Consider the following 25,968-nt stretch of genomic DNA (forward strand, 5'->3'; position numbering starts at 1 on the left):
TCCACTTAATGAATCAACAAAAATATATTAGATTAGGAGAAAAAACGTGAAAAGTTATGAAGACATCTTTTATATTAAACTAGCTAAAAAAGAACTTGAAGAATGGAAGAAAAATATATTAAAGAAACCTTCAATATTTGATAAGGCATCAAAAGGTATACAAAATAAAGTTAATGGAGTATTGCCAGATAAATACCATGAAGTAATAACTTCTTCGATAAAGGGAATGACAAAGACTGTGTTGTTTGGGTACAAATACGCTACAAAACCACCAATAAGAAATATGACATTAGAAGAAAGAGAAAAATTAGTTTTAGAAAAAGCTAAAAATTACAAAACTACTGCAATGATTGAAGGAGCAGGAACAGGGGCTGGAGGAATTCTATTAGGCCTTTCTGATTTTCCCCTACTTCTAGGGATTAAAATAAAATTTTTATATGATGTTGCTTCAATATATGGTTATGATGTTAAGGATTATAGAGAAAGAATTTATATATTAAGTATATTACAATTGGCTTTCTCTAGCCAACATCATATAAATGAAACTTTTAAATTGATGAATAACTGGGATGAATATGTGAAGAGTTTACCAGAAGATATTAACGATTTTAATTGGAAGACATTTCAACAAGAATATAGAGATTATTTAGATTTAGCTAAATTTCTGCAACTAATGCCTGGAATAGGAGCATTTGTAGGATTTTATGTGAATGGAAAATTAATTGATAAACTGCATGAAACTGCTGTGTATGCTTATAGATTGAGAATTAGAGAACTTAATTTATAAGTATAACAAGAGATAAAATTGATTATACAATATATCTATATATACTTGGATTTGCATTGATAAAAACGATTATGGATAAAAGGTAAATCATGATAGAATTTAATGTAAAGGCTTGTATTTTGATGGAAAAATTTAGTTCTTACTGTTAAAAATACAAGCTAAACTATGAAGAAAAGTAATTGGGAGGAATATTTTCATGACAAATTTGCCAAAACAATTTGATAGCTTTAATGAAGCTAGACAAAAAGGATTTATAAATGCAAAGGAACTTAAAGAAAGTGGGAAAAAGATGGTTGGAGTTTTCTGTACCTTCACTCCAGTTGAAATTCCAATGGCAGCTGGTGCAACTGTAGTAGGTGTATGTGGAGTTAGTGAAGAGCCAATACCAGATGCAGAAAGAGTACTTCCAAGAAATCTTTGTCCTTTAATAAAATCAAGTTATGGGCATGCAATAACAGATACCTGTCCATATTTCTATTTTTCTGATTTATTAATAGGAGAAACTACTTGTGATGGTAAGAAAAAGATGTATGAAGAACTTGCAAAGGTTAAACCAACTTATGTAATGCATCTTCCAAATACATCAAAAGGTGAATTTGCCTATAAGCTTTGGAAGGATGAAATGATAAGATTAAAAGATGAGGTTGAGAAATCCTTAGGTGTGACTATAACAGAAGATGATATAAGAGCTGCTATAAAAGATAAAAATGAAGAAAGAGAACTTTTAAAAGAGTTTTATGCACTTGGTAAATTGCAACCATCTGCACTTACAGGGCTTGAGCTACATAATGTTTTATATCAAGCAGGCTTCAAATTTGACCGTACGGAACTTAAGCAATCTTTAAGAAAAGTCATAGATGATATGAAAGAAAGATATGAAAAAGGAGAATGTCCAGTTAAAAAAGATAAGCCAAGAATATTAATAACAGGTTCTCCTATTGGTGGAATAAGCGAAAAAATAGTTAAGACTTTAGAAGATGCAGGAGCTTCAGTTGTGGCATATGAACTTTGTGGAGCTATTAGATCAAATGATTTGTTAGTTGATGAAGAAATAGAAGATGTTTATGATGCTTTAACACAAAAGTATATAAACATAGGATGTTCTTGTATGATGAATAATGATAATCGTATTGAATTATTAGATAGAATAATAGATGAATATAATGTTGATGCTGTAATAGATGTAGTTTTACAAGCATGTCATACATTTAATATAGAAAGCTATAGAATAAGAGAATTTGTTACAAAAGAAAAAAACAAGCCATTTATGTCTCTTGAGACTGATTATTCAAAATCAGATACTGAACAATTGAGAACTAGATTTGAAGCGTTTGTAGAGATGTTGTAGGAATACATAAAAGTAGGAGGAATTATGTTTAGTATAGGAGTGGACTCAGGGTCAGTGGCAACAAAAGGTGTATTATTCGATGGTGAAAAAATTATTAAGAAAATAATTATACCAACTGGATGGAGCCCTAAAAGTACATCTAAACAGGTCTATGAGTTGTTAAGTAGTGAAATTGATAAAAAAGATATAAAAAAAGTAGTAGGGACAGGTTATGGAAGAGGAGTAATGGATTTTGCTGATAAGAAAGTGACAGAAATAACTTGTCATACTAGAGGAGTTTATTTTTTAAATAGGAATATAAGGACTATTTTAGATGTAGGTGGTCAAGACAGTAAAGTTATAAACTTAGATAGAGATGGAAATGTATTTAATTTTATAATGAATGATAAGTGTGCTGCAGGAACTGGTAGATTCTTAGAAATTACTTCTAATCTTTTGGGAAGTGATATAGAAAGTATTGATACATTAGCTCAAGGACATAATCCAGTTAATATATCTAGTATGTGTACAGTTTTTGCTGAATCTGAAATTGTAAGTCTTTTAGCTCAAAATATTTCTACTGGAGAGGTAGCAGCAGGGATACTTAAATCTATTGCAAATAAATCTACTTCAATGCTGGCAAGAGGTGAGATAATAGATGAAGTTGCATTTACTGGAGGACTTGCAAAGAGTAAAGAATTAGTAAAAATGATAGAAGAAATACTGGACAGAAAAATTTTTATTGCAGAAGATACTCAAATAATGGGAGCTTTAGGGGCTGCTGTAATAGGGTTTAGATAAAATATATTAAAAATAAAACAAGAAAACTGGATTTATTTGGGATAAATCCAGTTTTTTATTTTATTTTGTTTATTTATAAAGGGAAACTTTGGTATAATTGATTTAAATGATTATATATTTGTAAATAATTTATATTTAATCATATATAACATTAAAGTTTTTAAAATTAGCTCAAAGTGAGGGGGAGAACGCGTGAAGAAATTTGCTTCAAAACAAGCAGCAAGATTTGTTGCACTATTTTTAATATCTATTTTAGTAATGTCAACAATTCCTGTATCAGCTGACAGTAGTAGTACATTGAATCAGATAAAAAAAGCAGAATACAGTGAAACTTATAAACAATATCTAAAAGATGCTAAAAATGGACGTACAGAAAAATATAATGGTATTATACCAAATCCATATCAACTGGAAGGTACTCAAATTCAGAGTAAAGGAAGAACCGCACCAGCATCTTATGACCCTAGAAAATTAGGTCTTATGACATCAGTAAAAAATCAAGAAAATCTAGGAATATGCTGGGATTTCGCTGCAATGGCAACTTTAGAGAGTTTCTTGAAATTAAATAACTATGGAGATTATGATTTATCAGAAGAACATCTAAGATGGTGGGCTTCAGAGGGTGAATATGGATGGAATGTAAATGACATGGATGGTGCTTTAAATTATGAAGCTATGGGCTATTTAACATCTTGGTCAGGTCCTAAATTGGAAAAAGACATTCCATACAATGGTAAAGTATCTAAAGCACAAGGAGCTACAAAGCCAACTAATATGAATACAGCTCCAACTGTTTTTAATGTAACAGATGCTGTATGTGTAAGTAATGATATAAATTCTACAAAAAATGCTATATTGCAGTATGGAGCAGTAACATCTGGTTATTATGAAGATATTAAATATCAAAGTGAAAATCAAAATGCATACTATTGTCCAACAAAAAGTTTTAATACTAATCATGCTATTTCAATTGTGGGCTGGGATGATAACTATTCTAAAGACAGTTTTAATGCAAACCTTAAACCATCAAAAAATGGTGCTTGGCTAATAAAAAATAGCTGGGGAGATTATAATTCTGAGAATGGATATTTCTGGATATCTTATGAAGATAAAACACTTATGTCTGATATAGATAACTTTTCAATCAAAGGTGGTCAAAAGCCAAATGATGACGAAAAAATGTATCAACATGACTATGCAAGTATTGTTCCTTTAATTTCAAACAAAATAACAGCTGCAAATGTATTTGATTTTAATAGAGGTGATGAGACTCTAAAATCTGTAATGTTCTTAACTGAGAGTATAGGGGCTAAATATGAAGTATATTATGCTCCAGTAGTAAATGGTATACCTCAAGAGAATAATATGAAAAAGTTAAAAGAAGGTACTGCACAATATTCAGGATACATAACAGTTCCAATTGATTCTTTTGATATACCAGCAGGAAAAGGAGCAATTGTAGTCAGTATAGAGGCAAAAAATGGAGAATCAACTATAGGCTCTGAATCAAATGTACCAGGATACGATACATTTAAAGCAAAAGCTAATTTAGGTGAAAGTTACGTTATAGATAGTACTGGAAAATTCTTTGATATAAATAGAGATAGCAACTTCTATCCATGTAATTTCACTATAAAAGCTGTTACAGAAAAGTCTTCTGGAGAGAGTATACCAAATGAGTCTTTAATTGGTAGTGATAGATATGAAACTGCTATCAAAGTTAGTCAAAATGGTTTTAATTCTTCAGAAAATGTAGTTTTAGTAAATGGAGGTTCAATAGTGGACGCATTAGCAGCAACTCCTTTTACATCTGCTATCAATTCGCCAATACTATTAACACAAAAAGAAACTTTGAATTCAAAGACTAAGGCTGAGATACAAAGATTAGGTGTTAAGAAAGTATACTTAATAGGTGGAGAGAATTCTATAAGTAAAGAAATTGAACAACAATTAAAAAACTTAAACATATCAATAGAGAGAATATCAGGAAGTGATAGATATAAGACAAGTTTACTATTAGCTCAAAAACTAAATAGTATAAAAAGTGTTTCTCAAATAGCAGTTGTTAATGGAGTAAAGGGATTAGCTGATGCCATTAGTGTAGGAGCAGCCGCAGCAGAAAATAATATACCAATTATACTTGCAAATGAAAAAAGCGAATTGCAAGGAGCTGATGACTTTTTAAATTCATTAAATATAGATAAATCTTATATTATTGGAGGAACAGTATCTTTATCAAGTAATTTAGAGAGTAAATTGAAAAATCCAATTAGATTATCTGGTAGTAGTAGAGATGAAACTAATTCCAAGATAATAGATAATTTTTATAAAAAAGATACTTTAAAAAATGCATTTGTAGTTAAAAATGGAATTAAGAGTCAAAATGATTTGATAGATGGCTTGGCAGTTGGTCCTCTAGGGTCTAAAACTGGTTCACCAGTAATTTTAGTTGGAGACAAATTAGCTGATAGCCAAAAAGAAGTTCTTAAAAACAAGACTTTAGAAAAAGTAACTCAAGTTGGTGGTGGAGCAAATCAAAATGCATTTAAAGAGTTAGTAAAATTAAAGAGTGCTAAATAAGATACTTAAATATTAATATGTATTAGTAATTTTTATTAATAAGAGCTGAAAATAATTATAAAATTTTATTTTCAGCTTTTAATTTGCACATTATACATTTAAAAACACAAATAAAAAGGGTTATTTTATACAGAAAATTTTGCATTTTATATATAAATAACCCATATATAATTAACTTTTTATAGTGTTCTAATAGATATTATTGAGCTTAATGGTAAATATAATGTGTAAGTTTCGTTTAAAGTTGGATTAGAGTCATCTATATATCTTGAGCAAAGTGTAATTGATAAGCTGTCTGCTTCTATAATTTCACCATATAGAGGACAACTGCTAAAATAAGAATGCACTTCAACATATTTATTTAAGTTTTCTTGTACATAATCTTGAAAACGGTTCTTTGTAGTAGTAGTCATGAAATCAACTCCTTTATTTTTTATTAAAAATGAAATTTTTAAAAAGATGAATATGATTACTTCTATTAGAAACTAAGTTAAAAAATAAGCAAATAGATATGAAAATTAGAATAATATATTATTTATACTTATATTATAACACTATAGAATAAAAAATGCTATAAAAAATTCAGAATTTTCGAAGATTTTTAAGTATATTAATAAAGCTATTGACAGTTAATAAAAAAAGTATTATATTGACTATATAAAATATTTTAGTCAAAATGGAGGAGAAAAAATGCCTAAATCATATTCTGATAAAGAAAGAGAGTATATAATAAAAAGGCTTAAGGAAGAAGCAAGTTTATGTATGGAGCAATATGGTATCAGAAAGACTACTGTTGATGAGCTTGTAAGAAGGGTAAAAATACCAAAAGGAACTTTTTATTTATTTTTTCAATCAAAAGAAGTACTCTTTTTTGAGGTACTTAGAGATATACATGATTCTATACAGAAACAGATTCTGTACGAAATAGGGAGGATAGATGAAAATATTACATGTGAGCAATTGACAGAGATATTTATGAAATTTTATAAACTAGTTGATAGTACTTCGATTTTAAATATTATGGTAAGTGGAGAACTTGAAATCTTAATGCGAAAGTTACCAGATTCTATAATAGAAGAACATTTCAAACATGATGATTTTGAAATTGGACAGATTATATCTTATATACCAAATGCAAAAAATAAGGATATAGAAAGCTTTAGTGGCGCTTTTAGAGCAGTTTTTCTTACTATGTTATATAAACGAGAAGTTGGAAGTGATTGCTTTGAAGATGCTTTAAGGTTAATGATACATGGATTAGTTATACAACTTATAAAGTAGAGTTTAACTTTTGTTTGCTAATTGTTTTTATAGAGAATAGTTAACAAACAAAAAAATTATCTTTTATTGACTATATAATTAAAATGGTCAAAAAGTAGAAAGGATGGTATAAAATGATTAAGGTTGATAATTTATCATTTAGTTATACAGATAAAGATTTTTTACAAAATATTAACTTTAAGGTAGGGAAGGGGGAAATACTAGGATTCTTGGGTCCATCTGGGGCAGGAAAATCAACACTACAAAAGATTCTAATTGGCATGATAACCAATTACAAAGGAAGTGTAGTTGTTAATGGAATAGAAAGTAAAAAATGTTCAAATAAATTTTATGAAAATATAGGTGTTGATTTTGAATTTCCAAGTTTGTATGAAAAATTGACTGCAATAGAAAATCTAAAATATTTTGGTTCTTTATATTCCAAAAAATTGCTACCTATTGATGAACTATTAAAATCAGTAGGTTTAGAAAATGAAGGAAATAAAAAGATATCTGAATATTCAAAAGGGATGAAATCTAGACTAAATTTTATAAAAGCTCTATTACATAATCCAGATATTTTATTTTTGGATGAACCAACAAGTGGTCTTGACCCATCAAATAGCAAAATTATGAAAGACATAATTTTATCAGAAAAATCTAAAGGTAAAACTATTATCTTAACAACTCATAATATGATGGATGCAACAGAGCTTTGTGATAGGGTAGCGTTTATTGTAAATGGAAAAATATCTGCATTAGATACACCACATAACCTTATCATGTCAAAAGGAGCTATCAAAATCAGATATACTTATTTTGATAATGGAGAAAAAACTTCTGAATGTTTTTTGAACAATACTAGTAATGACAAAAACTTGAATATGCTTATTGAAAAAAATAAACTTTTATCAATACATAGTAGCGAACCAACATTAAATGATATTTTCATTGAGATAACAGGGAGGAACTTACAATGAGACTAAAAAACCTTATAGTAGGAGATATAAAGTTTCAATTTAAATATGGTTTTTATTTTTTATATATTATTTTAAGTATTATATATATTTGTGTTATCAATGTATTTCCGACTTTTATGAGAGAAAAGATAGCCATAATTATGATTTATTCTGACCCAGCAGCAATGGGATTGTTTTTTATGGGGGCTATTGTGCTTCTTGAGAAAAGTCAACGAGTTTTAAATTCTTTAACTGTATCTCCAGTAAAAGTGTCAGAATACATTTTATCAAAGGTAATTTCACTAGGAATAATATCTAGTATTGTTGCTATATTTATTGCCAGTGCAGTAAATTTAGATAACATTGTAATAGTAATTATAGGAACTTTTTTTTCTTCTGTTATATTTTCTTTACTTGGATTGATGATTGCAAGTAGAGTATCTAGCTTAAATAAGTTTATTGTTTCAACTATTCCTATTGAGATTATATGTTTTATTCCACCAATACTCAATGTATTTATTGATACAAAATCATATATAGATTTTTATCCTTTTAATGTATGTATTTCTCTTATTAGTGGGGATAAAAGTTTTATAGTAATTAATATTTTAATTTTAATATTAATGATAATAATAACTTATTTTATAACCTATTATTTTATTTGTAGTAGTTGGAAAAAGGTAGGTGGAGTAAAATTATGATAAAGATTATAAATGCTTTTAAACAAGAGTTTGGACAAGTTAAAAGAGATGCAATCCTTTTTGCAGTATGTGTTTCTCCAATACTGTGTGGAGTATTTATAAAATTTGGAATACCATTAATACAAGATATATTGTCTGATAAGTTTTACTATCAGTTAAATTTAAAGTCATATTTCTTGATGTTTGATTTGCTTATGGCTTTTATTACACCTTTTATGTTCTCCTTTGCTTCTACAATGGTCATATTAGGAGAGATTGATGACAATATTTCAAGGTATTTAATAGTAACCCCACTTGGTAAAACTGGTTATCTTATTTCAAGACTTGGAATACCAACTATTTTAGCATTTGTTATTACAGTAGTTTTATTAATGATTTTTTCTTTAACTAAAATCACTTTCTTGTCAAACATATTAATTTCTTTAATAGCTTTGTTACAAGCAACCATTACATCAATGTTGGTGATTTCTTTATCCTCAAATAAATTGGAAGGAATGGCTATTACTAAATTATCAGGTGTTTTTATAATGGGTATTTTAGCACCATTTTTTATTTTTAATAGAGTACAATATATTCTCTTTTTCTTGCCAACATTTTGGTTGTCAAAGGCGTTTAAGGAAAGTAATTATATATATGTATTTATTTCATTTTTTATATCATTAGTATGGATTTTTTTACTATTTAAAAAATTTAGTAAAAAAATAATCAAGTAAGACAATTTATAGAATGAATGTAAGGTTAACTTGACATTGAGGTTGAAAAATGTTACATTTGAAATGTAAGGTTAACATTACATGAATGGAGTATGTATGAAAAATAAAATAAAGATATTAAGAGAAAAATTAGGTTTAACACAAGAACAACTTGGCATATTAGTTGGAACGTCTAGACAGGCGATAAATGCTATAGAAACTGGTAAAAATGAACCTTCAATATGGTTGGCATATGATATTTCAAGTGTTTTTAATGAGCCAATTGAGAGTGTATTTTTATTTGAAGAAAGTGAAAGAAAATCAAGAGCACAGATAAGTAGGGGGGAACATTATGGCTCTAAGAGAGATTAGAACTTTTGATGATGAAATTTTAAGAAAAAAGAGTAAGTATGTAGAAAATGTAGATAATAAGATAAGAGAGATATTAAATGATATGGCAGAGACTATGTATAATACACCAAATGGTGGAGGACTGGCTGGATGCCAAGTAGGAGTATTAAAACGATTAGTTGTTATAGATTTAGGAGAAGGTCTTATTAAGCTTGTTAATCCTGAAATTGTTAAAGAAGAAGGAGAACAAATTGTTGTTGAAGGTTGTCTAAGTTTTCCTGAAACATGGGGAAAATTAAAAAGACCGAAAAAAGTTACAGTACAAGCTTTAAATGAGTATGGTGAAAAAATAGAAATTAAGGGTTCAGGTTTTATGGCAAAATGTCTTTGTCATGAGATAGACCATTTAAATGGTATAGTTTTTACAGATAAAATTATTGAACATGTAAAGTTATAAGATATACTTAGGATTAAATTTAGAAAATATTTTATAGTGAGGAGTTAAATTATGAGATTATGGCATAAGGATTTAATTGATGTATTACCTAAAAATCAATTAGTAAGTCAATGGAGAGAACTACTTGCTATAAAAGGTTCTATAGATAAAAAAGGTACACCAAATCATCTATTAGTTAATAAGGTCTTGGATTATAGTATAGATGAGTTTAAGTTTTATACAAGAATTATACATGATGAAATGTTAAAGAGAAATTATAAGCCTAATGAACTCAAATATATAAGTATATTAAAGTGGGAAAATAACAATTTCTCAAATGATATATCTAAGGTGCATAGTTTAAGTTTAGAGAATCTATATAATTCTTGGCACAATAAAATATATTTGAGGCAGTGCTTATATAATTTAGAAGAAAAAGCGACCTGTGGAGGAATAACCATGGATGAATGGAATATATTACTTTATAAATATGGTGAAGGTTATAAATTATGGTCTGGAAATTACCTACTCTAATTAATTATTATGATTTAATATTGTGATATTATTATGTATAAAGAGGTGATTATTTGTATACTAAGGTAAAATATATTCCAATAGATTGTGAAATAGCTTGTAATAAATTAAAACGAAGTATGCCCTATAAATGGGATTTAAATATTTATCGTGGATGCGAGCATGGATGTAAATACTGCTATGCTATTTATTCTCATAAATATATTAATTCTAATAATTATTTTGAAGAGATTTATGTGAAAACGAATATAGTAGAAAAACTTGAGAAACAACTTAGAAGCAGTAAGTGGAATAGAGAAGTAATTAATATAGGTGGTGTTACAGATAGCTATCAACCAATAGAGGAAGATTATAAAATTATGCCAGAAATATTAAATCTATTAATAAAGTATAAGATACCGGCTATTATTTCCACAAAATCAGATTTAATCTTGAGAGATTATGATTTGATTGACAAATTATCTAGGATTACATACATAAACATAGCATCTACAATCACAACAGTAAATAAAGATATACAAAAACTTATTGAACCAAATGGTGTAGATTCAATGAGAAGGTTTAATATGTTAAAAGAGTTCAGAAAAACTAACTCATCAGTTGGATTGCATATTATGCCAATTATACCGTATATCACAGATGATTTTGAGAATATAAATTCTTTATTTACATATGCAAGAGAATGTAATGTACATTACGTTTTGCCTGGGATATTGTACTTACGAGGGCTAACTAGAGGTGTCTTTTTTGACTTTGTTAAAAAAGAGTTTCCTGAATTATTTAATAAATTATCAATACTATATAGTACAGGCTCAGCTAATAGAGAGTATAAAAATCAATTGTATAAAATGGTCAATGAACTTAGAAACAAACATTATTTATCAAGTAGTTACTCTAAGGTAATGAATGAAAAATTAAAAAAAACACAAGATGTACAGTTATCTTTTTTTGATTAATTTCAGATATAAAAAATATTTTTAGAGAAATAATTGTGAAATGTTTAAATTAAATCTTATTGACAAATATAAACATTAAATATATAATTAATTCATAAAATAAAAATATGAAAGGATGATGTTGTTCGGTGATACTTGATATCATAAAATAGTTGATATAAGTATTTCTGGAAAAGAGTGAATAAAATCAAATTTAATAAGCAAACAAAGTTAAACTACAGTTTTATTGTTGTGCTTAAAAATATTTGGTTCTATTTTACTCTTATTTAAACTCATCTTTTTGAAGTTAAACCACAGAGTAAACTCTGTGGTTTTTTTATTTTAAAAATAAAAATTTTAAGGAGTGGTATGTTTTGTTGAACAAATTATGTATGTATTTAGAAAGACCAGAGCTTTACAAAAGAAGTGAAATTAATTTTTGGAATGACGAGTACATTTCAAAACAATTATTAAAAGCTCATTTAGATGTTGACTTTGAAGGAGCAAGTAGAAATTTTAACTTTATTGAGGATTCTGTAAATTGGATAGCTACAGTTGCAAGTCCAAAAGATTATCCTAAATTAATTGATTTAGGGTGTGGCCCAGGATTATATGCAGAGAGATTTGCGCAAAAAGGATATAAGATAACCGGAATTGATTTCTCAAAACGTTCTATTAAATATGCACAAAATAGAAATAAAGAAACGAATTTAAATATAAACTATTTATTTCAAAGTTATTTAAGTATGAATTACAATGAAGAATTTGATTTAGCTACTTTAATTTATTGTGATTATGGAGCTTTATCAACTGAAGACAGAAGATTGTTAATGGAGAAAATTTATAAAAGTTTAAAACCTGGAGGAAAATTGATATTAGATGTATTTACAATAAATAAATACAATGATTTTGAAGAGATTAAGAGCTGGGAAATAAATGAAGATGGGGGATTTTGGAGTAGCGAAAGATATATGTGTATACAAGATAATTGTAAATACAGTGATTATAATACACTTGAGCAAACCCTTGTGATGACAGAAAAACATGAAAATGTATTTTATATTTGGAATCACTATTTTTCAAAAGAAAGTTTTTTATTAGAAATTCAAGATATTGGATTTAAATCTGTTGAGTTTTTTAGTAATGTTAAAGGTGAGGCATATTCTGATGATAGTATGACTATGGGATTAGTTTTACAGAAATAATAAATATTTCTAAATGGATAAATAAAAACTTGAAACCGATAATAATAAAATAATATAAGAAAAGCACATATATTGAAAAATGGGAATTTTTATGTTACTTTTAATACATTATAAATTTACTTATACAAAAGTAAGAGTTAATATTTAGATTGTTATTTCTATATAAAATTTATTTAGATATCTTTTAAAACAATTAATGCTATTAAAAGTAACATATATCTCAAAAGAGCTAAAAAGGATGTGATATTGATGTTAGAGGTTCAAGGAAAGTGTAATAAAGCAAAAATATTTACAGATAATGTAGATAGTACAACTATAAGTCAGATAATAGAATTATGTAATCAGGAGTTTACAGCTAAGTCTAAGATAAGAATAATGCCAGATTGCCATGCAGGTGCTGGTTGTGTAATAGGTACTGTCATGACAATACAAGATAAAATTGTTCCAAATCTTGTTGGAGTTGACATAGGTTGTGGTGTTTTATGTGCAAATCTAGGCAAAATCGATTTGGATTTAAAAAAAATAGATGATTTCATAAGAGAGAAAATACCTCATGGATTTAATATAAATAAATATAGTAAGGCAAATTACAAAAAAGAAATAGAATCATTATACTGTTTAAAAGATATAGGAAAAGCAACTGAGGAATATAACAGGGCAATTGGGAGTCTTGGAGGAGGAAATCATTTCATTGAGTTAGATGAAGATAATGAAAAAAATAAGTATTTAATAATACACTCAGGTAGTAGGAATCTTGGAAATAGAGTAGCAAAATGCTATCAAAAAAAAGCTTATGATTATTATATCAGAGCCAACAATGAATTTGAAGACGATAGTAAAAGACTTATAGAGAAGTATAAAAAGGAAAATAGAGAAGATGAGATTCAAGATGCATTGATTAGGCTTAAAAAAGAGCATAACTTTACTCCTAAAATACCAAAAGATTTATGTTATTTAGAAGGAAGATTAATGGATGATTATCTTCATGATATGGATATTATACAGAGATATGCTGAATTAAACAGAGATACAATGGCTAAAAGAATAATTGAAGAATGCATAGGTCTTAAATTTAATGATTTAGAACATTTTCAAACTATACATAATTATATAGAAATTGAAAATAAGATATTAAGAAAAGGAGCTATAGCAGCATATGAAGGTAGAAAATTACTAATTCCTATAAACATGAGAGATGGTGTTATATTGGGAGTAGGCAAAGGCAATTTAGATTGGGTTAATTCTGCCCCTCATGGTGCAGGACGCATACTTTCAAGAGGAGAAGCTAAAAGAAATATAAATATGAAAGATTATGAAGAATCTATGAAAAATATATTTACAACAAGTGTAAATATTAAAACTATTGACGAAGCACCTCAAGCGTACAAACCAATTGATGAGATTGTAGAAAATATAAGAGATACGGTTGACATAATTAATATATTGAAACCTATTTATAATTTTAAATCAAATTAATAATTGTAGGAGTAAATCGATGTTAGGAATATATTTTAGTGGAACAGGTAATTCAAAATACTGTGTAGAAAAATTTTTACAAGAATACGATACAACAGCAAATTCTTATTCTATTGAAGATAGTGAACTTTTAAAATACATCCACAATCATGAGGACATTGTTTTGGGTTATCCTGTACAATATAGTAATGTACCTAAAATATTAAAAGATTTTATAGTCAATAATTCATCCTTGTGGAATGGGAAACGTATTTTTATTATTGCCACTATGGCTCTGTTTAGTGGAGATGGTTCTGGTGTTTTATCTAGAATATTTAAAAAATATGGAGCTACTACTGTTGGTGGGCTACACATAAAGATGCCAGATAGTATAGGAGATGAAAAGGTATTAAAACATTCTTTGGATTACAATAGAAATTTAGTAATAAAAGCAGAAAATAAAATAAAGAAAGCTAGTAAAGATTTGAAGTATGGGATACCACCAAAAGATGGGTTAGGTTTTTTGTGTCATATTGTAGGACTATTTGGACAAAGACTATATTTTGTTAATAAAATGAATCGATATACAGACAAACTAAAAATAAATGATGATAAATGTATCATATGTGGTAAATGTATTGATTTATGTCCAATGAATAATTTAGTAATTAAAAATGAAATGGTTGTTTCCAATAGTCAGTGTACAATGTGTTATCGGTGTGTAAATAATTGTCCTAAGCAAGCAATCACATTATTAGGTAAAATAGTTGTTGAACAGAGTAATATTGAGAAATACATATAAGAAAATTGAAATTAGGAAGTGAGTATAAGGAATGGAATACTACATAGTTGATGCATTTACAAGTAAATTATTTAAAGGAAATCCTGCTGGAGTTTGTGTACTTGACAAGAGGTTGCCTTTGGAATTAATGCAGAAAATAGCAGAAGAAAACAATCTGCCAGAAACTGTATTTATAGTCAAAAATAAGGAAAATTATGAATTACGATGGTTCACTCCTAAAGCAGAAATTGATTTATGTGGGCATGCAACTTTGGCAGCAGCTTATATAATATCAAATTTTATTGATAGTAATATTCAAAAAATAGAGTTTGTTACTCAAAGTGGAAATCTTAAAGTTACACGAAATGGGAATCTATATGAGTTGACATTTCCAAAACTAATGCCTACTGAAATAGAATTATCACCACAACAAATTGATTTGATAGGTTGTATACCAAGTGCTATTTACTCTTCAAGAGATTTAATTTTATTACTAAATAGTGAACAAGAAGTTATAAATTATGTACCTAATTATGCAAATTTGCGTAAATTGACAGATTGGTTAGGTATAATAATTACAGCACAAGGGAGTAATACAGATTTTGTTTCAAGATATTTTTGTCCAGAATTAGATTCAGAGGACCCTGTAACTGGTTCATCTCATTGTAATTTAATTCCATATTGGGCTGAAAGATTGGGAAAAAATAAAATGGTAGCAACACAACTGTCTAATCGAGGTGGTATAATTCAGTGTGAATTATTAGAAGATAATACTGTGAGAATTTCTGGTGAAGCAGTTTTATTTATGCAGGGAACAATAAAAATCGATACTTAGAAATTAATTGATATCAACATTGACAATGATTATTAAAAAAGATAATATTTAATTTATAAAGATAAAAACACAGTCTGGTTGGTAGTCCAGACGCAGCAATTGCTGTCAGTAACCTGCCTCCTTGGTTGTCCGTTCTTTAGAAAGTAACTAAATAGGAGGAACTAGCAATGGACAAAGTTAGTGGAAAATTGACAGTTTTATTTGAAGAGCCATTTTGGATAGGTGTATTTGAAAGACAAGATGGTAAGAAATATGAAGCATGTAGAGTAGTTTTTGGAGCAGAACCTAAAGAGGTAGAAGTATATGAATTTATACTTGAAAGATTTTTCTCATTAGATTTTGGTAGTATTAAGTTAGAAAAGAATATAACCAAAGACAAAGTTGGATACAAAAGAATGCAGAGAAAAGTAAAAAAGGAACAAGAAAAAGAAACTATAGGAACTAAGGCTCAAAATGCCCTTAAGCATCAATATGAAGAAAGAAAGCAGGATAAAAAAATTCTAGCTAAAGATAGGAAAGAAGAAGAAAAAGAAAGACTTTTCAATTTGAAACAAGAAAAGAGAAAAGCCAAACATAAAGGTCATTAATTTTAATTAGATGTCTTTTTATGAATTGCTAGAAAAAGGTGTATGAAATCAAAAGTTTCATACACCTTAATTTATTGGAAAAATAAAGTTTTGTATTTCAATTACTTTAAAATATAAAAATATATTAATAATAATTGTAGGAATATTATAAATGGTATCCCAAACGTAAATTTAATATGCTTAGTTTTATGTCTAAAAGAATACATACCAGTTATAGAACCTATACTGCCTCCAATTACAGCCATAGAAATAAGAGTGGCTTCTTTTATTCTCCATTCATTTTTAATTGCTCTTTTTTTATCTATATACATTGAAAAGAAAGCAATAAAATTAATAACTATAAAATATATCAAAATAAAATTTTTCATAATCTAACCTCCATAAAAATATATTATACATTATAAAGTAAGAGTTCTATTTTTGAAAGTTAAATTTGCAATTAGTACATATAAGATATTTGGAAAGATTAAATATAACATTAATTGGAAAATTTAAAAAACTTAAACAATTGATAAATAGGGGGTATATTTATAAGACATAAAGTGATAAAATTTACTTAGAAAATAATGTAAATAACAGGAGGATAAGACAAAATGAAATTTATAGTAGAAAAAGAAGTCTTTGATAAATTAGAAAATGTATGTTTTGGGGTAGTAGTAGCAAAAGGGATAGATAATACTAAAGAAATTGAAAGAATAAGTAATCTTTTAGATATAAGTATAGATAGAGTAGAAGATTACTTTAAAGATAAAAAAGTGAAAGAATCAGAAGAAATCATACCATATAGAGAAGCCTTTAGAAGCTTGGGAATGAACCCAAACAAATTTATGAGTTCAATAGAAGCAATGACAACAAGAGTTGCTAAGAATAAGAAACTTCCTCACATAAATCCTATTGTAGATTTAGGAAATTCTATTTCTTTAAAATATTTACTTCCAATGGGTGCGCATGATATGGATTTTAGAAATGATGATGTATATGTTAGATTTTCAAAAGAAGGGGATAAATTTGTTCCATTTGGAGAAACTGATGTTGAGTTAATGGAAGAGGGAGAATTAATCTATTCTGTTGGAGATATGGTAAAAACTAGAAGATGGATATGGAGACAAGGAGAGGAAGGAAAAATAACTAATAGTTCAAAAAATATATTTTTCCCTATAGATGGTTTCACTGATGCTAATTTGGATAAAGTAATGAGTGCAAGAGAAGAATTAGCGAAGTTATTAAAAGAAATCTTTGATTGTGAGATTAAAGTAGGTTTTGTAGATAAAGATAATCCAGAAATGGAAATATAATAAGGTAAATATTTATTAAGGCATCATATTTATATTTGCTTGATGGTATTAAAAAAGAAAGGTCGTAGTAAATTTGAAAAAAACTATAATAAATAATGTAAATCCATTGATTGAAAATAAGTTTATAGGACTTTTTGAAATTGAGTATAAGAATAAATTGAATGAAGATAAGGTTTGGATGGCAGCATCAAGAAAAAGTCATGAAGAACTAAAACGCATTTATTTGAAAAATGAAGAAGATAATGCAGATGCAGTTGTAATAGTGGGACTTCATAAAAGTAGTGTAAAACTGATTTTGATAAAACAATTTAGAGTACCTATCAATGACTATATATATGAATTACCAGCAGGGCTTGTTGATGAAGGTGAATCTATAGGGACTTCTGTTGAAAGAGAACTTAGAGAAGAAACAGGACTTACTCTTTTAGAAATCAAAAAAGATAAGAGTAAAGATAAAGTATACTTATCTCCTGGAATGAGTGATGAATCTGTTGCATTTATTTATTGTATATGTGATGGAGAGATAACAGATGAATTTTTAGAACCTGATGAAGACATTGAAGCTTTTTTAATCTCGCAAGAAGAAGCTAAAGAGATTCTAGCAAGTAATCATAAAATAGATACAAAAGCATTTTTAATTTTACAGATGTTTGTAAGTTTAGGAACTAAATTATTTGAATAGTTATAGAAAAGAGATTATAGATATGATTAAAGTTTATTTTAGTTATAGAAATTATAATCTCTTTTTTGTGTATTAAAGTTTAAAAGTTTATATATTTTTGGGCTAAATAATAATTTATCTGTTTTTTATTATTTTAAATTAAAAAAGAGTATCTAATATAGTATATTTTATGAATAAGTATAGTTTAAAAATTCAAAAAAAAGATGGCGAAATATGTCCCAAGGGACATTGAGTAAAATAAATGACTTCAGACCTCGCATGATAAAAAGTATATACTAAATGAGGGTCAAAACAGATAAAAATGATACACTAATTCTCTTTTGATAATAAAAAAACATAGAATTTAATTATTTAATCAAGAAAAAGTATTGAACAAATGATTTGTTTAGTGTACAATAATCATGTAAAAACATAGTAATGGAGGGAGACATTTCATAATGAAAATTAAGGTAGGAATGAACGGATTTGGAAGAATAGGAAGAGCTGTATTAAGAATAGCTCAAGAAGAATTAGGAGATAATATAGAAATTGTAGCCATAAATGCAAGAGCAACAACAGAATCTTTGGCACATTTATTTACATATGATTCATGCTATGGAACTTTTAGAGGTGAAGTAGAAGCAAAAGATGAAGATACTTTAGTAGTAAATTCTAAGGAAATAAAAATATTAAGATATAATGACCCAGAAGAATTACCATGGAAGGAACTTGGAGTTGATATAGTAATAGAATCAACAGGATTGTTTACACAAAGAGAAAAGGCAGAAAAGCATATTAAAGCAGGAGCAAAAAAAGTAATTATAACAGCTCCAGGAAAAAATGAAGATATAACTATAGTTATCGGAGTTAATGAAGAACAATATGATAATGAAAAGCACAATATAATTTCAAATGCATCTTGTACTACAAATTGCCTAGCACCATTTGCTAAAGTATTGGACGAAAAATTTGGTATAGTAAAAGGTTTAATGACTACAGTACATTCATATACTAACGATCAAAGAATATTAGATAAGAGCCATAAAGACTTGAGAAGAGCAAGAGCAGCGGCTGAATCTATAATACCTACCACTACAGGAGCAGCAAAAGCTGTGTCAAGAGTATTACCACAATTAGAAGGAAAATTAAATGGTTTTTCACTTAGAGTGCCAACACCAACAGTTTCACTTGTTGATTTAGTGTGTGAACTTAAAGAAAACGTTACAGTTGAAGAAGTAAACTCTGCATTAAAAGATGCTGCTGAAGGAGAATTAAAAGGAGTTCTAGGATATTGTGACAAACCACTTGTTTCTATAGACTTTAGAGGAGATTCTAGATCATCTATTATAGATGCTCTATCCACAATGGCTATAGAAGACAATATGGTTAAAGTAGTGTCATGGTACGATAATGAATGGGGATATTCATCAAGAACAGTTGATTTAGTAAAATATATAGCTGAAAAATTACAATAATACATAACTTTTTTAAAAAAAATTTAAAAAAAATTCCATAAAACTATCAAAAAAGATTATGAAAAATATTGAAGGAAAAATTTTTTCATAATCTTTTTTGTTTACTATAAAAGATACAAGTTACAACTTATAGGTGGATATTAGGTCGTTAGAGTAACCTGTGTATAATTAGTAAGGAATCATACTTTTTCTAAAATGAAGGATAAGATGTCGAAAGCTTGCATAAATCTGAAAAATTTTTATTATTAAAATACTGATTTTAATTTTAATTATGATAAAAAAATGACAAATAAAGTTGCAAACAGTAATATTTATAAGTATAATTAAAAAAGAGAAAAGGTTTTGTTAAACTTTACAACAAAAGAAAAAGAAGGGATGATTCAAAATGGAGAAGTTAACAGACAGGAGACAGGTTAAGGCAGTAAGCATGGAAACTTTTGTTTTCTTAATATTACTAGTAGTTGGTTTTGGATATGTTGGTAGTATTATGGGAGCTGGAATGATGTTCAAAGTAATAATGAGTACAGCACATGCTTTACTATTAGAGACAGTTTTCTTAATTATGGCTATGGCAGTTCTTGCAGGCGCATTAAGCGCACTACTTTCAGAGTTTGGAGTAATAGCATTAATTAATAAAATTTTCGCTATATTTATGAAGCCTTTGTATGGATTGCCTGGTGCTAGTATAGCAGGAGCTATAACAACTTATTTATCAGATAATCCAGCTATTATACCTTTTGCTAAAGATAAAACATTCACACAGTACTTTAAAAAATATCAAGTTCCAGCATTATGTAACTTAGGAACAGCTTTTGGTATGGGACTTATCTTAACAACATTTATGATTTCACAAGGTACAGAATATGTACTTCCAGCATTAATTGGTAATTTAGGTGCTGTTATAGGTAGTATAGTAAGTGTTAGAATAATGTTGACATTTACTAAGAAATTTTATAAATACAATCCAGAGGAAGATAAAGCAACAGGGTCACTAGAGAAAAAAGCTGAATTTAGAGAAGTCAGAGAAGGAAATGTGTTCCAAAGAGCTTTAGATGCAATTCTTGAGGGTGGTAAAATGGGAGTAGATATGGGAATGGCTATAATCCCAGGTGTCCTAGTAGTATGTACATTAGTCATGCTATTAACTTTTGGACCATCTACAGACCCTGTTACAGGCCAAGAGGTTTATACAGGAGCTGCATATGAAGGAATAAGATTACTTCCAGTTATTGGAGATAAACTTGGATTTATATTAGAACCATTGTTTGGATTTACATCACCAGAAGCAATAGCTTTCCCTATAACTTCACTGGGAGCTGTTGGAGCAGCAATGTCTTTAGTTCCAGAGTTTATAAAATCAGGAGCTATAACTCCTAATGATATAGCAGTGTTTACAGCTATGGGGATGTGTTGGAGTGGATATTTAAGTACACATATTGGTATGATGGATGCATTAAATGCTAGACAATTAGCAGGTAAAGCTATTCTTTCTCATACAATAGGTGGTTTATGTGCAGGAGCAGCAGCTCACTTCATATTTATGCTCGTAGGATAAGTATAGTTAATAAAATATAGTATATAAGAAATGGTTGTTAGTGTACAAAAAGAATTTGTACACTGGCAACCATTTTTTGATGAATGAAGATAATATATAAATATTAAGTAGATATTAGAGTTACGTTATATTTATGTAAAAAGTAACAAAAATCTGTAGAAATTTATGACAAAATTTAGTACACTAACTATATGTTCTTATTTAAAATTTAAGGTTAGGATTGGGAATTGCCTAGTAGAGTAAGCTTGATTAATAAAATAATCATAAAATAAAAATATTAGTCATAAAGATTATAGAATAACTTACTTAAAATAAAGCCATAGAACTTACAAAAATTAAAAAAAGCATATAAGTATGGAGGGATACAATGGATGAATTATTTCATATAGGAATTGATGTAGGTTCTACAACGGTGAAGGTTGTGGTACTTAATAATAGTAATAATATAGTTCATAAAGAATATAGAAGACATTATTCTGATGTGAAAAAATCAGTTAAAGAAGTACTAAATGGTATATATGAAAAATTGGGAAATATAAATACTAAGATTGTAATAACTGGTTCAGGTGGAATTGGAATATCTAAAAAACTAGAAGTAAAATTTGTTCAGGAAGTTATATCTAGTACAAAAGCAATAGAATATTTCCATCCTGAAACTGATGTTGTCATAGAACTTGGAGGTGAAGATGCAAAAATAACATATCTGAGTGGAGGAATAGACCAAAGAATGAATGGGATATGTGCAGGTGGTACAGGAGCATTTATAGACCAGATGGCGTCACTTTTAAAGACAGATGCTAGTGGATTAAATGAGCTAGCAAAAGAGTACAATGTTATATATCCAATAGCTTCAAGATGTGGTGTTTTTGCTAAAACAGATATTCAACCTCTCATAAATGATGGAGCTAAGCAGACTGATATCGCCATGAGTATCTTTAATGCTGTTGTCGTACAAACTGTAAGTGTTCTTTCTTGTGGAAGAAAAATAGAAGGGAATGTAGCATTTTTAGGCGGTCCATTGTACTTTTTATCTGAGCTTAGAGAAGCATTTAAAAGAGTATTAGATTTAAAAGATGAAAATATAATTTTTCCAGAAGATGCACAACTTTATATCGCTATTGGAGCGGGATTATTATCAGTAGATGAAGACAGTATAAATTTAGAGTTTCTAATAGAAAAGCTAGATAGTATAGAGAATATCGAAGATGGAGAAGTAAATTTATTAGAACCATTATTTAGAGATAAAAACGAATATGAAGAGTTTTCAAGAAGACATGAAAAAGAAAAAATAAACTATGTAGATATAAATTCAATCAAAGGTAATTGCTATTTAGGAATTGATGCAGGTTCCACTACTACTAAAGCAGCTCTTATTGATGAAGAAGGAAGACTTGTATATTCTTATTATAATAGTAATGAAGGAAATCCATTAAAAACTACTATTAAAGTTATAAACGAAATATATGATATCTTGCCAAAGGACGTTAAAATACTGAGCTCAACTGTAACTGGATATGGAGAAGGTCTTATTAAAAAAGCATTAAAAATTGATAATGGAGAAATAGAAACTATAGCACATTATAAAGCTGCTAAATTTTTCAATAAAGATGTAGATTTTATACTTGATATTGGTGGCCAAGACATGAAGTGCCTAAAAATAAAAGATGGAGTAATTGACAATATAATATTAAATGAAGCTTGTTCTTCAGGTTGTGGCTCATTTTTAGAAACATTTGCAACTTCTCTATCTATGACAATAGAAGAATTTGCACATGAAGGGATTTATTCTCAAAGTCCTGTAGACTTAGGTTCAAGATGTACTGTGTTTATGAATTCTAGAGTAAAACAGTCTCAAAAAGAAGGAGCAAGTATTGGAGATATATCAGCAGGGTTATCTTATTCTGTAATAAAAAATGCTTTGTTTAAAGTAATAAAAATTAGAGATTTAAATGAAATTGGTAGCAATATTGTTGTACAAGGTGGAACATTTTATAATGATTTGGTGCTTAGAAGCTTTGAAAAATTAATTGAAAAAAATGTAATTAGACCTAATATTTCAGGCATTATGGGTGCTTTTGGTTCAGCACTTATAGCAAAAGAAAAGTATGAAAGTGGCTATCAAACATCTTTATTATCTAAGGAAGAATTGAATAATATAAAGCTAGAATCGAGTGTAACTAGATGTAAAGGATGCTCAAATCATTGTCTTCTTACTATAAATAAATTTTCTGATAATGAAATTTTTATTTCAGGAAATAGATGTGAGAAAGGCGAAGCTATCTATGGCGATAAAAAAATAGGACTAGAAAAGAAAAAACCAATAAATTTATTTAAGTACAAATATGATAGGATTTTTAGATACAAACCACTAGAAAAAGAAGAAGCAAAAAATGGAGAGATTGGGATACCAAGAGTATTAAATATGTATGAAGATTATCCATTTTGGTTTACTTTTTTCAATAATATGGGATTTAGAGTTGTACTTTCAGATAGGTCATCAAAACGATTATATGAAACTGGTATAACTAGTATTGCTTCTGAAACAGTTTGCTATCCAGGAAAATTAGTTCATGGACATATAGAAAACTTAATTGCAAAGGGCATAAAAAATATATTTTATCCAAGCATAACGAATGAAAATAAAGAGGATTCAAGTGCTGATAATTATTATAACTGTCCTGTTGTAATATCATATTCTGAAGTAATAAAAAATAATGTGGAAAATATAAGAAATAAGAACATAAACTATATAAATCCATTTATAAGTCTAAATGACAAAGAAAAATTGAAAAAAAGACTTTATGAAGAATTATCAAAAAGTTTTTCAGATATAAATATAACTAAAGAAGAAATTAATAATGCAGTTGATAAAGCCACTGATGAACAAAATTCCTTTAAAATGGAAATACAGGCTGCAGGAGAAAGAGCACTTAAAGAAATAAAAGAAAGAGATATGAAGGGGATTGTGTTATGTGGGAGACCATATCATATAGACCCAGAAATAAATCATGGTATGCCAGAACTTATAAACTCATTAGATATGGCAGTACTTACTGAAGATTCAATATGCCACCTAGCAAATATACAAAGACCTCTTAGAGTTGTAGACCAATGGGTATATCATTCAAGATTGTATAAAGCAGCAAGCTTTGTGAGAGATAAAAATTATTTAGAATTGGTTCAACTTAATTCATTTGGATGTGGATTGGATGCAGTAACCACAGACCAAGTTCAGGAAATACTTAATGAAAAATCAAAGATATATACTATCATAAAGATTGATGAAGGCAACAATTTAGGTGCTGCTAAAATAAGAATGAGGTCTTTAAAAGCAGCCATGTTTGAAAGAGAAAGCAAAAATATAGATGTTAAAAATATAAAGATAAATAGGATACAATATGCTAAAAATAATCAAATAACGAACAAACATACTATATTAGCTCCACAAATGTCTCCAATACATTTTCAATTTCTTGAAAAGGCTATGAATTTAAGTGATTATAATATAGAGGTTTTAAAAGATACAGATAGCAATGTAATTGAAGAGGGACTAAGATATGTAAATAATGATGCATGTTATCCAGCTATAATAGTCGTGGGTCAATTAATAACAGCATTAAAATCTGGTAAATATGATTTAAATAACACCTCTGTTACTATAACTCAGACTGGTGGAGGGTGTAGAGCTACAAATTATATTGGATTCTTGAGAAAAGCTATGTATGATGCTGGATTTAAAGATGTTCCTGTAATAGCACTTAGTGTAAATGGAATAGAAGATAGCGGAATAATGGATAATATCTCACTAAAATTAATCAATAGACTTTTTATGGCAGTTGTATATGGAGATTTATTGATGAAGGTACTTTATAGGGTGAGACCATATGAAAAGGTAACTGGAAGTGCAAATACTCTATATGAGAAATGGGTTGATATATGCAAAACTTCTCTTGTCAAAGCAAAGATTTCTGTATTTACTAAAAATATAAAAGATATAGTAAAGGAATTTGATAACTTAGAGATACTTGATGTAAAAAAACCAAAAGTAGGTTTAGTAGGAGAAATTTTAGTGAAATTCCATCCAATCGCAAATAATAATTTAGTAGATATATTGGAGCGAGAAGGTGCCGAAGCAGTTGTTCCAGACCTTACAAATTTCTTCTTAAGTTGTGCATTCAATACTATTTATAAACATACTCATTTAGAGGGAAGTAGAAAGAGTAGAATTATAGGAGAAGCATTTATATACATAACTGGAATATACCAAAGGGTGTATAAGAAGGCACTTGATAAGAGCAAAAGATTTTATGCACCAGGGAACATAAAGACTGTTGCTAAAAATACAGAACCAGTAGTGTCATTAGGTAATCAAACTGGAGAAGGTTGGCTTTTAACTGGAGAGATGGTTGAGCTTTTAAATGAAGGTGTAGAAAATATTATTTGTATGCAACCTTTTGGATGTTTGCCTAATCATATAATTGGTAAAGGTTCTATAAAAGAATTAAAAAGATTGTATAAAAATGCAAATATAATACCTATTGATTATGACCCTTCTGCAAGTGAGGTAAATCAGCTTAACAGAATAAAACTTATGCTTTCTAAAGCTTTCAAAAATATATAAAAGTGATGTTTTGATATATTAAAAGTTAATAAATTAAAAAAATATTATATATTAAGCAGTTATAAAAGAAGAGTTATCCTATTTTTTAGGGTAACTCTTTATTAGTTAAAAAATTATATGTATACTAGAGTAAAG

The 25,968-nt window shown here is 28.2% G+C and carries 24 protein-coding genes; 22 read left to right on the forward strand and 2 right to left on the reverse strand.

What is annotated here, in order from left to right; genetic code table 11:
* Positions 1-46: 46 nt before the first annotated feature.
* From ACTG46_RS09480 to ACTG46_RS09495, 4 genes are all read left to right on the forward strand, one after another.
* Entirely contained in the window at positions 47-787 is a 741-nt protein-coding gene (locus tag ACTG46_RS09480; protein ID WP_407814024.1) for an EcsC family protein, read from the forward strand.
* 196 nt (positions 788-983) lie between these two features.
* Complete coding sequence (locus ACTG46_RS09485; RefSeq protein ID WP_054270229.1) at positions 984-2,135, forward strand: double-cubane-cluster-containing anaerobic reductase; 1,152 nt, start codon at positions 984-986, stop codon at positions 2,133-2,135.
* Between the two features lie 24 nt (positions 2,136-2,159).
* Positions 2,160-2,915, forward strand: a complete 756-nt coding sequence (locus ACTG46_RS09490) for an acyl-CoA dehydratase activase (RefSeq protein ID WP_054270230.1) — start codon at positions 2,160-2,162, stop codon at positions 2,913-2,915.
* A gap of 192 nt (positions 2,916-3,107) precedes the next feature.
* Positions 3,108-5,495, forward strand: coding sequence for a cell wall-binding cysteine protease Cwp13 (locus ACTG46_RS09495; protein ID WP_479924006.1), 2,388 nt, complete (start codon positions 3,108-3,110; stop codon positions 5,493-5,495).
* 179 nt (positions 5,496-5,674) lie between these two features.
* Here the strand turns inward: ACTG46_RS09495 and ACTG46_RS09500 are convergent, their stop codons facing one another.
* Positions 5,675-5,908 carry a hypothetical protein gene (locus tag ACTG46_RS09500; RefSeq protein WP_054270232.1) on the reverse strand — a complete coding sequence of 78 codons (234 nt, stop codon included), beginning with the start codon at positions 5,906-5,908 and terminating at the stop codon, positions 5,675-5,677.
* 277 nt (positions 5,909-6,185) lie between these two features.
* On the opposite strand from ACTG46_RS09500, the gene ACTG46_RS09505 reads away from it, so the two are divergent.
* The 13 genes from ACTG46_RS09505 (at position 6,186) to ACTG46_RS09565 (ending at position 16,226) form a co-directional block, all read left to right on the forward strand.
* Positions 6,186-6,776, forward strand: a complete 591-nt coding sequence (locus ACTG46_RS09505; protein ID WP_223195669.1) for a TetR/AcrR family transcriptional regulator — start codon at positions 6,186-6,188, stop codon at positions 6,774-6,776.
* A gap of 113 nt (positions 6,777-6,889) precedes the next feature.
* Positions 6,890-7,735 (forward strand): ABC transporter ATP-binding protein, encoded by an 846-nt coding sequence (locus ACTG46_RS09510; protein ID WP_479924007.1) that lies wholly within the window; start codon positions 6,890-6,892, stop codon positions 7,733-7,735.
* Entirely contained in the window at positions 7,732-8,415 is a 684-nt protein-coding gene (locus ACTG46_RS09515) for a fluoroquinolone export ABC transporter permease subunit (protein ID WP_231300894.1), read from the forward strand. The genes ACTG46_RS09510 and ACTG46_RS09515 overlap by 4 nt, the downstream gene beginning before the upstream one ends.
* A complete protein-coding gene (locus ACTG46_RS09520; protein WP_243193740.1) occupies positions 8,412-9,128 on the forward strand; it encodes an ABC transporter permease in 717 nt (238 codons plus the stop codon). The genes ACTG46_RS09515 and ACTG46_RS09520 overlap by 4 nt, the downstream gene beginning before the upstream one ends.
* Positions 9,129-9,224: 96 nt before the next feature.
* Entirely contained in the window at positions 9,225-9,479 is a 255-nt protein-coding gene (locus tag ACTG46_RS09525) for a helix-turn-helix transcriptional regulator (protein WP_054276657.1), read from the forward strand.
* Positions 9,460-9,915 (forward strand): peptide deformylase, encoded by a 456-nt coding sequence (def, locus tag ACTG46_RS09530; RefSeq protein WP_054276658.1) that lies wholly within the window; start codon positions 9,460-9,462, stop codon positions 9,913-9,915. Before ACTG46_RS09525 ends, def begins: the two co-directional genes overlap by 20 nt.
* Before the next feature lie 51 nt (positions 9,916-9,966).
* Positions 9,967-10,428 carry a pyrimidine dimer DNA glycosylase/endonuclease V gene (locus ACTG46_RS09535; RefSeq protein WP_219674042.1) on the forward strand — a complete coding sequence of 154 codons (462 nt, stop codon included), beginning with the start codon at positions 9,967-9,969 and terminating at the stop codon, positions 10,426-10,428.
* A 53-nt stretch (positions 10,429-10,481) separates the two neighbouring features.
* Positions 10,482-11,384 carry an SPL family radical SAM protein gene (locus ACTG46_RS09540; RefSeq protein WP_479924008.1) on the forward strand — a complete coding sequence of 301 codons (903 nt, stop codon included), beginning with the start codon at positions 10,482-10,484 and terminating at the stop codon, positions 11,382-11,384.
* A 353-nt stretch (positions 11,385-11,737) separates the two neighbouring features.
* On the forward strand, positions 11,738-12,568 hold the full coding sequence (locus tag ACTG46_RS09545; protein WP_479924009.1) for a class I SAM-dependent methyltransferase: 831 nt from the start codon (positions 11,738-11,740) through the stop codon (positions 12,566-12,568).
* Between the two features lie 249 nt (positions 12,569-12,817).
* Entirely contained in the window at positions 12,818-14,044 is a 1,227-nt protein-coding gene (locus ACTG46_RS09550; RefSeq protein WP_167640195.1) for an RtcB family protein, read from the forward strand.
* Positions 14,045-14,063: 19 nt separating this feature from the next.
* The gene (locus tag ACTG46_RS09555) at positions 14,064-14,825 is read left to right on the forward strand and encodes an EFR1 family ferrodoxin (RefSeq protein ID WP_479924010.1); all 762 of its coding nucleotides are present in this window, start codon (positions 14,064-14,066) and stop codon (positions 14,823-14,825) included.
* Between the two features lie 31 nt (positions 14,826-14,856).
* Complete coding sequence (locus tag ACTG46_RS09560; protein WP_479924011.1) at positions 14,857-15,639, forward strand: PhzF family phenazine biosynthesis protein; 783 nt, start codon at positions 14,857-14,859, stop codon at positions 15,637-15,639.
* Positions 15,640-15,806: 167 nt separating this feature from the next.
* On the forward strand, positions 15,807-16,226 hold the full coding sequence (locus ACTG46_RS09565; RefSeq protein ID WP_054270245.1) for a YjdF family protein: 420 nt from the start codon (positions 15,807-15,809) through the stop codon (positions 16,224-16,226).
* Between the two features lie 101 nt (positions 16,227-16,327).
* On the opposite strand, the gene ACTG46_RS09570 is transcribed toward ACTG46_RS09565, so the two are convergent.
* Positions 16,328-16,594, reverse strand: coding sequence for a DUF1294 domain-containing protein (locus ACTG46_RS09570; protein WP_054276665.1), 267 nt, complete (start codon positions 16,592-16,594; stop codon positions 16,328-16,330).
* A 225-nt stretch (positions 16,595-16,819) separates the two neighbouring features.
* On the opposite strand from ACTG46_RS09570, the gene ACTG46_RS09575 reads away from it, so the two are divergent.
* From ACTG46_RS09575 to ACTG46_RS09595, 5 genes are all read left to right on the forward strand, one after another.
* A complete protein-coding gene (locus tag ACTG46_RS09575; RefSeq protein ID WP_054270247.1) occupies positions 16,820-17,521 on the forward strand; it encodes a B3/B4 domain-containing protein in 702 nt (233 codons plus the stop codon).
* A 73-nt stretch (positions 17,522-17,594) separates the two neighbouring features.
* Positions 17,595-18,203 carry an NUDIX hydrolase gene (locus ACTG46_RS09580; protein ID WP_479924012.1) on the forward strand — a complete coding sequence of 203 codons (609 nt, stop codon included), beginning with the start codon at positions 17,595-17,597 and terminating at the stop codon, positions 18,201-18,203.
* A gap of 437 nt (positions 18,204-18,640) precedes the next feature.
* A complete protein-coding gene (gene gap, locus ACTG46_RS09585) occupies positions 18,641-19,657 on the forward strand; it encodes a type I glyceraldehyde-3-phosphate dehydrogenase (RefSeq protein WP_021384519.1) in 1,017 nt (338 codons plus the stop codon).
* A 385-nt stretch (positions 19,658-20,042) separates the two neighbouring features.
* Positions 20,043-21,212 carry a CD0519/CD1768 family membrane protein gene (locus ACTG46_RS09590; protein ID WP_054270249.1) on the forward strand — a complete coding sequence of 390 codons (1,170 nt, stop codon included), beginning with the start codon at positions 20,043-20,045 and terminating at the stop codon, positions 21,210-21,212.
* A 367-nt stretch (positions 21,213-21,579) separates the two neighbouring features.
* On the forward strand, positions 21,580-25,833 hold the full coding sequence (locus ACTG46_RS09595) for an acyl-CoA dehydratase activase-related protein (RefSeq protein ID WP_479924013.1): 4,254 nt from the start codon (positions 21,580-21,582) through the stop codon (positions 25,831-25,833).
* Positions 25,834-25,968 lie beyond the last annotated feature (135 nt).

The sequence above is a fragment of the Clostridioides sp. LIBA-7678 genome, assembly GCF_056716065.1.

Coding starts and splice junctions, on each gene's coding strand:
- ACTG46_RS09485 (WP_054270229.1), top strand. CDS start 984: ATGACAAATTTGCCAAAACAATTTGATAGCTTTAATGAAGCTAGACAA.
- ACTG46_RS09490 (WP_054270230.1), top strand. CDS start 2,160: ATGTTTAGTATAGGAGTGGACTCAGGGTCAGTGGCAACAAAAGGTGTA.
- ACTG46_RS09500 (WP_054270232.1), bottom strand. CDS start 5,908: ATGACTACTACTACAAAGAACCGTTTTCAAGATTATGTACAAGAAAAC.
- ACTG46_RS09505 (WP_223195669.1), top strand. CDS start 6,186: ATGCCTAAATCATATTCTGATAAAGAAAGAGAGTATATAATAAAAAGG.
- ACTG46_RS09510 (WP_479924007.1), top strand. CDS start 6,890: ATGATTAAGGTTGATAATTTATCATTTAGTTATACAGATAAAGATTTT.
- ACTG46_RS09515 (WP_231300894.1), top strand. CDS start 7,732: ATGAGACTAAAAAACCTTATAGTAGGAGATATAAAGTTTCAATTTAAA.
- ACTG46_RS09520 (WP_243193740.1), top strand. CDS start 8,412: ATGATAAAGATTATAAATGCTTTTAAACAAGAGTTTGGACAAGTTAAA.
- ACTG46_RS09525 (WP_054276657.1), top strand. CDS start 9,225: ATGAAAAATAAAATAAAGATATTAAGAGAAAAATTAGGTTTAACACAA.
- def (WP_054276658.1), top strand. CDS start 9,460: ATGGCTCTAAGAGAGATTAGAACTTTTGATGATGAAATTTTAAGAAAA.
- ACTG46_RS09535 (WP_219674042.1), top strand. CDS start 9,967: ATGAGATTATGGCATAAGGATTTAATTGATGTATTACCTAAAAATCAA.
- ACTG46_RS09550 (WP_167640195.1), top strand. CDS start 12,818: ATGTTAGAGGTTCAAGGAAAGTGTAATAAAGCAAAAATATTTACAGAT.
- ACTG46_RS09555 (WP_479924010.1), top strand. CDS start 14,064: ATGTTAGGAATATATTTTAGTGGAACAGGTAATTCAAAATACTGTGTA.
- ACTG46_RS09560 (WP_479924011.1), top strand. CDS start 14,857: ATGGAATACTACATAGTTGATGCATTTACAAGTAAATTATTTAAAGGA.
- ACTG46_RS09565 (WP_054270245.1), top strand. CDS start 15,807: ATGGACAAAGTTAGTGGAAAATTGACAGTTTTATTTGAAGAGCCATTT.
- ACTG46_RS09570 (WP_054276665.1), bottom strand. CDS start 16,594: ATGAAAAATTTTATTTTGATATATTTTATAGTTATTAATTTTATTGCT.
- ACTG46_RS09575 (WP_054270247.1), top strand. CDS start 16,820: ATGAAATTTATAGTAGAAAAAGAAGTCTTTGATAAATTAGAAAATGTA.
- gap (WP_021384519.1), top strand. CDS start 18,641: ATGAAAATTAAGGTAGGAATGAACGGATTTGGAAGAATAGGAAGAGCT.
- ACTG46_RS09590 (WP_054270249.1), top strand. CDS start 20,043: ATGGAGAAGTTAACAGACAGGAGACAGGTTAAGGCAGTAAGCATGGAA.
- ACTG46_RS09595 (WP_479924013.1), top strand. CDS start 21,580: ATGGATGAATTATTTCATATAGGAATTGATGTAGGTTCTACAACGGTG.